Genomic DNA, 11,101 nt, shown 5'->3' on the forward strand with positions numbered 1-11,101 from the left:
GACCCGGTTCCCGGCCCGCACGTGCCCGGGACGGCGTGCGTTCGCCCCCGCGCACCTACGGGGCTTGCGTCGCCCCGGGCCGGGGCTGCAGGCCGAGCCGCCTGACCGCCGGGATCCGGCGGTTCAGTGGAGCTCAGGCATGCGCAGCCGCGCGGGCGGGCAGGTAGGGCCTGATGTTGCGCCAGGCGCGCTCGGTGTACTCCTCCTTCTCGCCGACCGGGGCGACGTAGTGCAGCGCGCTTTCGGCGGCCTCGGTTCCCTCGAGGCGGGCGATGATCCACGCGGCGAGGTACTGCGAGGCCAGGCAGCCGCCGGCGGTGGCGATGTTGTCCTTGGCGTAGAAGGGCTGGTTGAGGACCTCGATGCCGGCGGCGACGACCCAGGGCCTGGTGGTGAGGTCGGTGCAGGCGGGGACGTCGTCGAGCAGGCCGAGCCTGGCCAGCACGAGCGCGCCGGAGCACTGAGCCGCGATGAGCTGGCGCGAGGGGTCCAGGCCGCGCAGGACGTTCATGATGGCCGGGTCCTCCGTCACCTCACGGGTGGCGATGCCGCTGCCGATGATGACGGCATCGGCGGCGCAGGCCTCCTCGAGCGTGGACGTCTGCTCGATGGTCACCCCGTTCATCGACGTCACCTTCGGGCTGGGGGTGGCGATGGTGACGCGCCAGCCGTCGGTCTTGATGCGGTTCAGCACGCCGAGGGCGATGAGGGAGTCGAGCTCGTTGTAGCCCTCGAAGGTGAGGATGGCGATGTGCACGACGGCGGTCCTTTCCGGATGACTTGAGAGCACGACCGTAAGGATCCGGTCCAGGACAGCCAAAGAATTGTCATGGATACAATCCGGTGCATGGCGGCCCCGCGGTACAAGAAGCTCGTCGACTCGCTCGCATCCGAGATCCGGAGCGGGAGCCTCGCCCCGGGGGAGCGGCTGGCGACCCACCGCGCTCTCGCCACCCGCGAGGGCATCGCCGTGGTGACCGCGACCCGGGTGTACGCCGAGCTGGAAACGATGGGCCTGGTGAGCCGGGAGCAGGGACGCGGCACGTTCGTGCGCGACCTCGCGGTGCCCGCCGGTCACGGCATCGACCAGCAGGCCGTCGCCGCGGATGCGGTCGACCTCAGCTTCAACAACCCGTCGCTACCCGGCCAGGCCGACCTCCTGCGGCAGGCCCTGCGGGAAGTGGCCGCCTCCGGCGACCTCGACTCGCTGCTGCGCTACCAGCCGCACCGGGGGCGGCCGCAGGACAGGGCCTCCATCGCACGGCATCTCGCTCTCCGGGGCATCACGGCCGACGCGGACCGGCTCCTCATCACCAACGGTGCCCAGCAAGGCCTGGCCGTCACCGTCATGGCCCTGCTGAGCCCCGGCGACGTCGTCGCGGTGGACGCCCTCACCTACCCGGGTTTCAAGGTGCTCGCGCACGCCTTCCACCTCGACCTGGAGCCCGTCCCCACCACACCCGACGGACCGGACCTCGATGCCCTGGAGCGGCTGTGCGCGACCCGCCCGGTGCGCGCGATCTACACCATGCCCACCCTGCACAACCCCCTGGGCTGGGTCATGCCGGCCGCCGACCGCACCCGCCTGATCGGGATCGCACGGCAGTACGGTCCGCTCGTCATCGAGGACGCCTCGTACGCCTACCTGGACGAGAACCCTCCACCGCCCCTGGCCGAGACCGCCCCGGACATCACCGTCTACGTCTCGGGCCTCTCCAAGAGCATCGCCAGCGGCCTGCGGGTCGGCTTCGTCCTCGCCCCGCCGTCCGCCGTGCCCTCGCTCGAACGCGCCGTCCGGGTGAGCACGTGGAACACTCCCGCCCTCACCACCGCCATCGCCTGCCGCTGGCTCGACGACGGCACGGTGGGCCACCTGGAAGCGCGGAAGCGGGACGACGCCAGGGCCCGCCAGGCCATCGTCGGGCAGGAGCTGGCCGGGCTCCCGGTGATCAGCCATCCGGCGTCCTACTTCACCTGGCTGCCCCTGCCCGACGACGCCCGCGCCGACCGCCTGACCGCGAACCTCGCCCGCAGGAACATCTCGATCACCACGGCGGAGCCGTTCAGCACCTCGGCGCACACACCGCAGGCGATCCGCCTGGCCCTGGGCTCGACCGATCTGGACACCCTCAGGTCGACACTCCGTACGGTCCGCCGCGTCGCCGCCGAGGACGCCTGCGTCTGAGTGTCGAGTGGCCCGTCGGCGCGTGGTTCGCGGTGATCCGGGGGTAGCGTCGCCCACATGGACTTCCGTACCACTGGCGAGCGCGCCCGACGCCTCGCGCACCTGCACGCCGAGAACAAGCCGCTCGTACTGCCGACCGTCTGGGACGTGTGGTCCGCGCGGACGGCGGCCGGCGCGGGGTTCCCCGCGCTGACGATCGGCAGCCATCCGCTCGCGGCCTCGCGGGGAGCCGAGGACCAGGAAGGGCAGACCTTCGAAGAGGTCCTCGCCGCCGTCAGGCCGATCATCGCGGCCGTCGACGTCCCCGTGTCCGTGGACCTGGAAGCCGGGTACGGACAGGACCCCGCGGACCTCATCGCCGGACTCACCGAGGTCGGCGGCGCCGGCCTCAACATCGAGGACACCGTCCACTCCGACGGCGGACGCCTGCGCACCCTGCAGGAGCACTCCGACTACATCGCCGGCCTGCGCGCGGCGGCCGACGATGCCGGGATCCCGGTCTGGATCAACGGACGTACCGACCTCTTCGCGCACGCGGAGGACGCCTCCGCCGTCCTCGACGAGGCGATCGAGCGACTGCTGGCCATGGAGCGGGCCGGCGCCGACAGCGTCTACCCGGTGCGCATCCAGGACAACGACGCGGCGCTCGCGGCGGTGACCGGCGCCGTCGCGATTCCGGTGAACTCCACGGCCCACCCCGTCAAGCACGACCTCGAACGCTTCCGCCGCCTCGGCGTCGGCCGGATCACCTACGGCCCCCTGCTGCAACTCGCGATGACGGATGCGATGAAGGGCGCGCTCAGCCCCTGGGCGCCCTGACGCAGCGGGGTTACGGGGGCGTCAGGTCGAGGGTGGCGGCCGCGCCTCCGTCCGGGGCGTTCGCGAACGTCAGCCGGGCGCCGAGGACGGCGGCCTGCCCGAGCGCGATGGTGAGCCCGAGGCCGTGCCCGCGGCCCCGCTCGGGCGATCCCGTACGGAAGCGCTGCGGGCCCTCGTCGAGCAGCGCGGCGGGAAAACCCGGGCCGTGGTCCCGTACGACGATCCGTGCGCCCGTGACGGTGACCTCGACGGGGGCCGCTCCGTGGCGGTGCGCGTTGGTCAGGAGGTTGACCACGATCCTTTCCACCCTGCGCGGGTCGGTCTCGACGACGTGCGCGACCCCGGCCGTGACGACGGTCGGGGCCGGCGTCGGTGTCTGCGTCTGCGTCCGGCGGACGACGTCGGCGACCAGCTCGCCCAGCGGCACCGCGTCGGTCCGGGCCCGTTCGGCCCCGGCGTCGAGCCGGGAGATCTCCAGGAGGTCCTCGACCAGCCCGTTCAGGGCCCGGGCCCGGTCGCGTACGAGTTCGGAGACCTCGTCGTCCTCCGGGAGGAGCCCGGCCGCGGTGGACAGGCCCATCAGCGGGGTGCGCAGTTCGTGCGCGACGTCCGCCGTGAAGCGCCGCTCGTCCTCCAGCTTCCGCTGCAGGACGCCGGCCATCTCGTCCATGGCCGCGGACATCTCGGTGATCTCGTCACGGGCCCGGCCGCCCGGGCCGACCCGGGCGTCGAGGTCGCCGGCGGCGATGGCCCGGGCGGTACGGGAGCCACGGCGCAGCCTGCGGTTCATCGGCTCGGTGGCCAGGGCGGCGAGCGGTACGACGACCAGGAGGGCGGCGAGCACGGCCTTGACGATGCTGCGGTCCAGGAGCTGTAGGCCGCGCACCTCGGCGCTCATGTCCGTCCGGGCGACGAGCACCTTGTCGCCCGCGACGGGCATGGCCGCCCACAGCCAGTACCAGTTGGGGGGTTTGCGGTCGTACCAGGTCGCGTAGAGGCCGGCCGGATCCTTGGCGGCCAGCGCCCGCGCGAGCGGTGGGTCCAGCTGCTCCGGGGTGAGGACCTCGACGTCGAGCGGCGCGCTGCCCGTACGCGCGTACTCGCGCTCCGCGGCGTCGAGCCGCGCGCCGACGCGTTCGAGTCCGGTCCGCTCACTGCGTTCCTCCATCGCCCGGTGGACGAGTACGCCGATCACCGCGGCCACCGCGCAGCAGGCGGCCGCGGTGAGGGCGGCGATCTTCCAGCGCAGGGCGCGCGGGTTGAGCAGGGCCATGTGCCGGTCCGCCCCTTCGGTTTCAGTCGCGGACGAGTTTGTAGCCGAAGCCGCGGACGGTCTCGATCCGGTCGGCGCCGATCTTCTTGCGCAGCCGGAGCACGCACAGGTCCACGACCCGGGTGTCGCCTTCCCAGCCGTAGTCCCAGACGTCGCGCAACAGCCTGCGGCGGTCCAGTACGGCGCCGGGAGACGCGGCGAACTCCAACAGCAGGCGCAGCTCGGTGGGGGTCAGCGGGACGGCCCGCCCGGCCCGGTGGACCTCCAGGCCGAGGGTGTTCACGCTCAGGTCGCCGAAGACCAGTACGCCCTCGGCCGGCTCGGCCGGCTCGGCGGACTCGGGCGGCCGGAAGGTCGCGCGGCGCAGCAGCGTACGGATGCGGGCGACGAGGACAGCGGTGTCGACGGGTTTGACGACGTAGTCGTCGGCGCCCGCCTCCAGCCCGGCGACCACGTCGAGGGCGTCACCGCGCGCGGACATCATCAGGACCGGGACGAGACTCTCCTCGCGGATCCGCCGGCACAGCCCGATGCCGTCGAGCTCGGGCAGCATCACGTCGAGGATCAGCAGATCGTGTGCGCCGGCCCGGAAGGCCTCCAGCCCGGCGAGTCCGTCCGCGGCAACCGCGACCTGGTAGCCGTAGCGCTCCAGGGACAGCTGGACGGCGCGCCGGATGGTGGCGTCGTCCTCGACGACGAGGACGCTGACGGGGTCGGGGACCCGGGTTTCCGACACACAACCTACCTGCTCATAAACGGACATATGCTCCGCCCATCGTAGTCACTGGACGACCGTGCCGTAGTGCGGTCACAGCCGCAGCGAGGCCGCGACGGGGAGGTGGTCGCTGCCGGTGGCCGGCAGGGTCCACGAGGCGACCGGACTCACCCCCTTCACGAGGATCTGGTCGATGCGGACCAGCGGGAACGAGGCGGGCCAGGTGAAACCGAAACCGGCCCCTGCCTCCCGCTGCGCCGAGCGCAGCTGCGATGTCACCGGCCGCAGTGCCGAGTCCTCGGCCGTCCCGTTGAAGTCGCCCATCACGACGACCCGGGGCAGCGGCTCGGCCCGTACGGCCTCGGCCAGCTTCACGGCCGCCTCGTTGCGGCGCGCGGTGGTGAAACCGGCGCTCGGGGTCACCCGCACCGACGCGAGGTGCGCCGCGTACACGGCGACGGGCCCGCCGGGGGTGTCGACCGTCGCCCGTACGGCGCGCGTCCAGGGCATGATCGGCACCGGTTCCACCCCGTGCAGCGGGTACTTGCTCCACAGGCCGACGCCGAGGTGCACCGAGTGGTACGGGTATCCGTCCGCGAGCTCGCGCTCGTACACGGGCGTCGCCCGCGAGGACAGCTCCTCCAGCGCGAGCACGTCCGCGCCCGAGGCCGCGAGGGCTCGCGCGGTCCGCGCGGGATCGGGGTTCTCCTCGTCGACGTTGTGGCTGACCACGGTGAGGTCCCCGCCCGCGGCGCGCTTGTCGGTGAGCATCCCGCCGAAGAGGGAGACCCAGACGACCGCGGGCGCCAGTACGGCGACCGCCGCGAGCCGTGACCGTCGTACCGCCGCCGTCACCAGCAGCGCGGGCACGCTCAGCCCGGCCCAGGGCAGGAACGTCTGGAACAGGCTGCCGAGGTTTCCGAGCCCGTTCGGAACGTGGGCGTGCAACGCCATGACCAGGGCGCTGCACACCGCTGCGGCGGCGACCACCCGGCCGCGCCGGCCCGTGGTGGTACGGGGCCCACGCGCCCCTCCGGCGCCTCGTGGCCCGGCGTCGGGTCGGACACAGGTGGTGGGCCGGACCTCGGCGATGGGCTCGGTACGGTTCGCAGCATTCGGCACGGCAACGGCCTCCCGGCATCACGTACACCGGGAATCGGGTACCACCACACCCTCGGACCGACACGCTTCCAGCAGGTCAGGAAGCCACTGCGAGCACCCGGCGACCGTGTTTCAGCTGCGTATCACCCCGCAGGTGCCCGCGCCGCAACCACCACCCCGGCCTCCCCAACTCTGTTTCTGCTACTACGAGTTGATGGATGCATCAGCCCTGCGGGGTATGCCGCCGCGACCACGGTCTGACGTCTCCTCCCGCTGCCGCTGGCTACCGTCGTGGACATGACCACTTTCTCCAGGGCGGCCACCGCCGCCGCAGTCGTACTGGCCCTGTCCTTCCCGCTGGCCCTCGCCGGCTCGGCCTCGGCCTCGCCGCTCTCCGCCGCGTCCTCAGCGCAACCCGTGGCCGAGGTGTCGGCGGAGAGCCGGGCCGAACTCCCGCGCCCGACCGGCACGTTGCCGGTCGGCAGCTCCGTCCTCCACCTCGTGGACCGCTCGCGCCCCGACCCGTGGATGCCCGACGCCGACGGACGAGAACTGATGGTGACGCTCCACTACCCGGCCGCACACCCCGGAAGGGGGCACACGGCCCCGTACGCGAGCACCGAGGAGACCCAGGCGCTCATCGACGGCTACGGCCTCGGCGAAGCGATCACGGCGGCCGACCTGAGCGCGATGCGCACGTACGCCCGGCGGGACGTGCGCCCGGCACCCGGCCGGTACCCGCTCGTCGTCCTGTCCCCGGGCTTCACGGTCTCCCGCTACACCCTCACCGCCCTCGCCGAGGATCTGGCCAGCCGCGGCTACGTGGTGGCCTCCGTGGACCACGCCTACGAGTCCCTCGGCATCCGCACGCCCGACGGCCGACTGCTGACCTGCGCGGCGTGCGGGCCCATCAGCGAGGGCGAGGTACCGGAAAGCAAGATCACGACCGGCCGGGCCCGCGACGTGTCGTACGTCGTGGACCGGCTGACGGGACGGCACGCGGCCTGGAAGTACGCCGGGACGATCGACCGGCGCAGGATCGCCATGGCCGGTCACTCGATCGGCGGCGCCAGCGCGATGACCGCGATGCTGGGCGACGAGCGGATCCGCGCGGGCATCAACATGGACGGTGCCTTCTACGACTCCGTGCCCGAGGAGGGGCTCGGGGGCCGCCCGTTCATGCTGCTCGGCACCGACGACGAGATGCACCGCCCCGGCGGCCTGGACCACACCTGGGACACCGCGTGGCACCGGTTCGGCGGCTGGAAGCGGTGGCTGACCCTCGCCGGATCCGACCACTTCACCTTCACGGACGGGGCCGTCATCCTGGACCACTTCGGCGTGCCGCGCAGCCCGCTGCCGGCGGATCGGGCCCTGGCCCTCACCCGCGCCTATGTCGCAGCCTTCTTCGACCAGCACCTCAAGGGCATCGCACAGCCGCTGCTCGACGGACCGTCGGCCGCCAACCCGGAAATGATCTTCCACAATCCCTGACGGGGCTACTTCACTCCGCGCTGCATGGACGTGATGTTCAGCGGCCCCAGGGGGGTCGTCCGCAGCGTGGTGAAGCCGAAGTGGTGGTACAGCGGGACGTTCGCCGGATCGGCGGTGGTGAGGTACAGCCCGTGTCCGACGGGTGCGGTCGCGAGGACGTGGTCCAGGAGGAGGCGGCCGGCGCCGCGACCGGTCAGCCCGGGGCGCACGCCGACGAATTCCAGTGTCCAGGCCCCCGGGGGCGCGGCCCCGTCGGTGGCGTCCAGGTAGCGCAGGGTCCGGCCGAGGGCGCGAGGCCCGCACCGCAGTCCGGTACGGGCTGCCCAGAGGGCGCGGGCGCCGGCGGACGGGGTCGCACCCGGCGGGGTGAGGACGGCCGCCGCGAGGAGCCGGCCCTCCCCGTCGACGAGCGCGGTACGACGGGCCCCGGCGAGCCCGGCGTGGGTGCGCAGGGTGGTCCGGAACCAGTGGGTGCGTACGGGGGCCGAGTCGCCGCAGATCCAGGAGACGGCGGGTTCCCGGGCGAACGCGGCGGCCAGCAGCTCGGCGCAGCCGGCCGTCCCGGGGGCGGTGTCGATCCGCCAGGAACTTCCGGCGGCCCCGGCCTCAGGCATCCCGCTTCCCCTCCAGCGGCGCCTCGGGTACGAGGTGACAGACGAGCAGCTTGAGGAAGAACAGCGGTGCGAACCAGGCGAGCGCGGCGGGCACCGGCAGCCAGAACAGGTTCACCAGCACGGCTGCCATCAACAGGGCCATCGCCACGGGCCGTTTGAGGTGCACGGGCGCGAACTCCACGGCCGCGGCCCCGCCGAGCAGCAGCGCGGCGTTGACCAGTGTCCACGCGATGTCCCCGGACAGGACGAACAGTCCGATCGCGCCGAGGTGGAGCAGGTGGGCCGGCACGAACAGCAGCCGGGCGCGCCTGGCCTCGGGGCCGGCGCGGTGGTACCAGCGTTTCGCGGAGTTGGAGGCGTTCGTCAGCACTCCGCCGATCAGGTCGAGCCCCGCCAGGACGACCACGACGAGCTGCGCCGTCGACCAGTCGCGTGCGGCCCCCGAGGTCCACAGGCCGGCGGCCAGGAGCAGGGCGCAGCCGAGGAGGCCGATGGTCTCCACCGCGGACTCGGAACGGGACTTGCCGGGGCCCATGAACCGCTCCAGGCGTCCCGCGAGGCCGGGCGGGGTGGCTGGTACCTCCCACGAGATCCGCAGGTCATCGCGCATCGGACGTACTCCTTCCGGTAGTTGCGGCGCTTTCGGTGACCGCCCCGCCCCACAGGCCGCGCAGCAGGCGCCACAGCTGCGCCGGGACCTCGCCCTCCGGAAGGTCCGCCGCCCCGGTGGGGGCCTCGGTCGTCATGCGGGCCAGGGCCCAGGCGTCGGCCGCCCGGACGACCGCCGCGGTGGCCGACACGAGCAGTCCGTGTTCCACGTCGGTACGGATCACCCCGAGCCGCTGCCCGTCCGTGACCAGGGCGCCGAACCAGTCGAGCCACGGGCCCGCATGGGTACGCCCGATGGCGGATTCGGCGAGGGCCAGGTCCTCGGGGTGGTCCTGCAGATGGGCGGCGAGGGCGGCGGAACCGGCGGCGAACCGGGACCGGAGGTCAGCCTCGTCGCGGGCCGGGAGCCAGGGGCCGAGGGCGCTGAGGAGCCGCCCGAGCACTCCGTCGAGGACCGCGGTGAGCAGGTCCTCGCGGCCGTCGAAGTAGTGGTAGGCCGCGGTCTTGGAGACCCCCGCGGCCTCGATGATCTTGTTGTAGGAGGCGCCTTCGGCGCCGTGCTCGGCGAAGTGGCTGCGCGCCACCCCCAGGATGAGTTCCTGGCGCTCTGCGGGCAGTCGATCGAAACGGGGGAGGGGCATGATTGAAGAGTACCACTGGGGTGTACTAGTGGTACACCCCAGTGGTTCACTCGACGGCGCTCGCCACCCGTACTCGTCTACTCGTCCGTCGCGGAACCGGCGTCCGTAGCCAGCCATGCGCGCGGGGAGTGCCCTGTGCGCTGGGTGAAGGCCCGGGAGAAGGCCGGCGGGTTCGCGTAGCCGAGCTGGGCCGCGGTGTGGGTGACCGAGGAGCCGGAGCGCAGGAGGCCCTTCGCCACGCTGATCCGCCATTCCGCGAGGTAGTCGGCCGGCGGCTGCCCGACCAGTTCCTTGAAGCGGGCTGCGAAGGAGCTGCGGGACATGCGTGCCTCCCGGGCCATCGCGGCCAGGGTCCACGGTCCACCCGGTGCCTCGTGGATCGCCGTGAAGGCCCGGGCGAGGCGCTCGTCCGAGAGGCCCGTCAAGAGGCCGCGGGGGAGGGCGAGTTCGTCCGGGTGGCCGAGCATCCAGCGGTAGAGCTGGATCATGACCACCTCGAACATCCTGTCCGCCAGCACCCGGCTCCCGCAGCGCGCGTTGTCGATCTCCGCGAAGAGGAGATCGAGCGCGGGGCCGAGCGTGGGCACTTCGTCGAGCGGCAGCACGACGACGGGAGGCAGTGTGCGGACCAGGGGGTGGGTGGGCCCGCCGTCGAAATCGAGGGTGGCGCAGGCGAAGTCGGAATCCTCGGTGGGGGCGTTGTGGAACGCGTGCTCAAGGGGGCGCGGGTAGAACAGCAGGCTCGGCCTGTCGATCTGCAACCTCTCGAGGTGTCCGCCGGCGCCCTGGTGGGTCACGCTCATCTCGCCGCGTCTGAGGACGTGCAGAAAGCTCCGGCCGGGCTGTGCGGCGAAGGTGGTCACGCCGCACAGGGGGCCGGTGTGGAACAGCCGCGTACGGACGCGGAACTTTTCCAGCAGGGGCGAGATCCGGTCCAGGGGTGTCATCGCCGCATCGTGTCAGACGATTTGGTAAGAAGTCGAGACTCTACGTACCCCAACGTCCATGACGCCTCGACAGGATGATCTTACTTCGCCTCGACCGATGCGGAGCAGCCTTCCTGAACCCTTGGAGCAGTCATGTCCCACGTCGCCCACGTCGCCCCCGCCGCCCACGTACCCCTCGTCGAGCACGAGTCCGCGACCGGAGCGGTCAAGGAGCAGTTCGATCAGATCCACGCCGCCTTCGGCGCCGTTCCGGCCATGTTCCGCGCCGTGGCCAACTCGCCCGCGACCCTGGCCAGCATGTGGGGTTCGTTCGGCGCGTTCGCCGGCGGCACCCTCGGCGCGGCTCTCGGCGAGCAGATCGCCGTCGCGGTGGCCAACCGGAACGCGTGCGAGTACTGCCTGTCGGCGCACACGGTGCTGGGCCGCAGGGCCGGGGTGTCCCCCGAGGCGCTCCAGGCCGCGCAGAGCGGCTCGTCCGAAGACCCGCGAACCGCCGCGCTGCTCGGCTTCGCCCTCAAGCTGGTCGAGCACCGCGGGCAGGTCACGGCACAGGAGGTACAGGCCGTCCGTGACCAGGGCTGGGGCGACGAGCACCTGGTCGAGGTGATCGGACAGGTCGCGCTCAACCTGTTCACCAACTACATCAACGTCGCCCTCCAGGTACCGGTCGACTTCCCGTCGGTGGCGCTGCGGCGCGGCTGAC

At 72.4% G+C, this 11,101-nt stretch carries 12 protein-coding genes; 4 read left to right on the top strand and 8 right to left on the bottom strand.

Features of this window, described 5'->3' with window-relative positions:
* Positions 1–133 precede the first annotated feature (133 nt).
* A complete protein-coding gene (locus NLX94_RS24380; protein WP_254385151.1) occupies positions 134–757 on the bottom strand; it encodes a DJ-1/PfpI family protein in 624 nt (207 codons plus the stop codon).
* 90 nt (positions 758–847) lie between these two features.
* Between NLX94_RS24380 and NLX94_RS24385 the strand changes: the two genes are divergently transcribed.
* Both NLX94_RS24385 and NLX94_RS24390 read left to right on the top strand, forming a co-directional pair.
* Positions 848–2,185: a PLP-dependent aminotransferase family protein gene (locus NLX94_RS24385; protein ID WP_254385152.1), complete on the top strand. Its 1,338-nt coding sequence runs from the start codon at positions 848–850 to the stop codon at positions 2,183–2,185.
* A 57-nt stretch (positions 2,186–2,242) separates the two neighbouring features.
* Positions 2,243–3,004 carry an isocitrate lyase/phosphoenolpyruvate mutase family protein gene (locus tag NLX94_RS24390; RefSeq protein WP_254385153.1) on the top strand — a complete coding sequence of 254 codons (762 nt, stop codon included), beginning with the start codon at positions 2,243–2,245 and terminating at the stop codon, positions 3,002–3,004.
* A 10-nt stretch (positions 3,005–3,014) separates the two neighbouring features.
* Here NLX94_RS24390 and NLX94_RS24395 read toward each other — a convergent pair whose 3' ends face one another.
* From NLX94_RS24395 to NLX94_RS24405, 3 genes are read right to left on the bottom strand one after another with little or no spacing between them, the layout of a single operon-like run.
* The gene (locus tag NLX94_RS24395; protein ID WP_254385154.1) at positions 3,015–4,277 is read right to left on the bottom strand and encodes a HAMP domain-containing sensor histidine kinase; all 1,263 of its coding nucleotides are present in this window, start codon (positions 4,275–4,277) and stop codon (positions 3,015–3,017) included.
* 22 nt (positions 4,278–4,299) lie between these two features.
* Entirely contained in the window at positions 4,300–5,040 is a 741-nt protein-coding gene (gene cseB / locus NLX94_RS24400) for a two-component system response regulator CseB (RefSeq protein WP_254385155.1), read from the bottom strand.
* Positions 5,041–5,085: 45 nt separating this feature from the next.
* Positions 5,086–5,946, bottom strand: a complete 861-nt coding sequence (locus NLX94_RS24405; RefSeq protein WP_302170427.1) for an endonuclease/exonuclease/phosphatase family protein — start codon at positions 5,944–5,946, stop codon at positions 5,086–5,088.
* A 444-nt stretch (positions 5,947–6,390) separates the two neighbouring features.
* Between NLX94_RS24405 and NLX94_RS24410 the strand changes: the two genes are divergently transcribed.
* Entirely contained in the window at positions 6,391–7,587 is a 1,197-nt protein-coding gene (locus tag NLX94_RS24410; protein WP_254385156.1) for an alpha/beta hydrolase, read from the top strand.
* A 5-nt stretch (positions 7,588–7,592) separates the two neighbouring features.
* Here NLX94_RS24410 and NLX94_RS24415 read toward each other — a convergent pair whose 3' ends face one another.
* The 4 genes from NLX94_RS24415 to NLX94_RS24430 all read right to left on the bottom strand — a co-directional run bounded on the left by NLX94_RS24415 (position 7,593) and on the right by NLX94_RS24430 (position 10,398).
* Positions 7,593–8,201 carry a GNAT family N-acetyltransferase gene (locus NLX94_RS24415; RefSeq protein WP_254385157.1) on the bottom strand — a complete coding sequence of 203 codons (609 nt, stop codon included), beginning with the start codon at positions 8,199–8,201 and terminating at the stop codon, positions 7,593–7,595.
* Positions 8,194–8,811 (bottom strand): hypothetical protein, encoded by a 618-nt coding sequence (locus NLX94_RS24420; RefSeq protein WP_254385158.1) that lies wholly within the window; start codon positions 8,809–8,811, stop codon positions 8,194–8,196. The genes NLX94_RS24415 and NLX94_RS24420 overlap by 8 nt, the downstream gene beginning before the upstream one ends.
* Entirely contained in the window at positions 8,801–9,451 is a 651-nt protein-coding gene (locus tag NLX94_RS24425; RefSeq protein WP_254385159.1) for a TetR/AcrR family transcriptional regulator, read from the bottom strand. The genes NLX94_RS24420 and NLX94_RS24425 overlap by 11 nt, the downstream gene beginning before the upstream one ends.
* Positions 9,452–9,528: 77 nt before the next feature.
* Positions 9,529–10,398 (bottom strand): AraC family transcriptional regulator, encoded by an 870-nt coding sequence (locus tag NLX94_RS24430; RefSeq protein WP_254385160.1) that lies wholly within the window; start codon positions 10,396–10,398, stop codon positions 9,529–9,531.
* Positions 10,399–10,530: 132 nt separating this feature from the next.
* On the opposite strand from NLX94_RS24430, the gene NLX94_RS24435 reads away from it, so the two are divergent.
* Complete coding sequence (locus NLX94_RS24435; protein WP_254385161.1) at positions 10,531–11,100, top strand: carboxymuconolactone decarboxylase family protein; 570 nt, start codon at positions 10,531–10,533, stop codon at positions 11,098–11,100.
* Position 11,101: the final 1 nt, after the last annotated feature.

It is taken from the genome of Streptomyces sp. TBY4 (assembly GCF_024213195.1).
Lineage (GTDB): Bacteria > Actinomycetota > Actinomycetes > Streptomycetales > Streptomycetaceae > Streptomyces.

Bases quoted from the DNA above. Each gene is read 5' to 3' on its own strand.
- NLX94_RS24385 (WP_254385152.1), top strand. From the start codon at position 848: ATGGCGGCCCCGCGGTACAAGAAGCTCGTCGACTCGCTCGCATCCGAG.
- NLX94_RS24390 (WP_254385153.1), top strand. From the start codon at position 2,243: ATGGACTTCCGTACCACTGGCGAGCGCGCCCGACGCCTCGCGCACCTG.
- NLX94_RS24395 (WP_254385154.1), bottom strand. From the start codon at position 4,277: ATGGCCCTGCTCAACCCGCGCGCCCTGCGCTGGAAGATCGCCGCCCTC.
- cseB (WP_254385155.1), bottom strand. From the start codon at position 5,040: ATGTCCGTTTATGAGCAGGTAGGTTGTGTGTCGGAAACCCGGGTCCCC.
- NLX94_RS24405 (WP_302170427.1), bottom strand. From the start codon at position 5,946: ATGGCGTTGCACGCCCACGTTCCGAACGGGCTCGGAAACCTCGGCAGC.
- NLX94_RS24410 (WP_254385156.1), top strand. From the start codon at position 6,391: ATGACCACTTTCTCCAGGGCGGCCACCGCCGCCGCAGTCGTACTGGCC.
- NLX94_RS24415 (WP_254385157.1), bottom strand. From the start codon at position 8,201: ATGCCTGAGGCCGGGGCCGCCGGAAGTTCCTGGCGGATCGACACCGCC.
- NLX94_RS24420 (WP_254385158.1), bottom strand. From the start codon at position 8,811: ATGCGCGATGACCTGCGGATCTCGTGGGAGGTACCAGCCACCCCGCCC.
- NLX94_RS24425 (WP_254385159.1), bottom strand. From the start codon at position 9,451: ATGCCCCTCCCCCGTTTCGATCGACTGCCCGCAGAGCGCCAGGAACTC.
- NLX94_RS24430 (WP_254385160.1), bottom strand. From the start codon at position 10,398: ATGACACCCCTGGACCGGATCTCGCCCCTGCTGGAAAAGTTCCGCGTC.
- NLX94_RS24435 (WP_254385161.1), top strand. From the start codon at position 10,531: ATGTCCCACGTCGCCCACGTCGCCCCCGCCGCCCACGTACCCCTCGTC.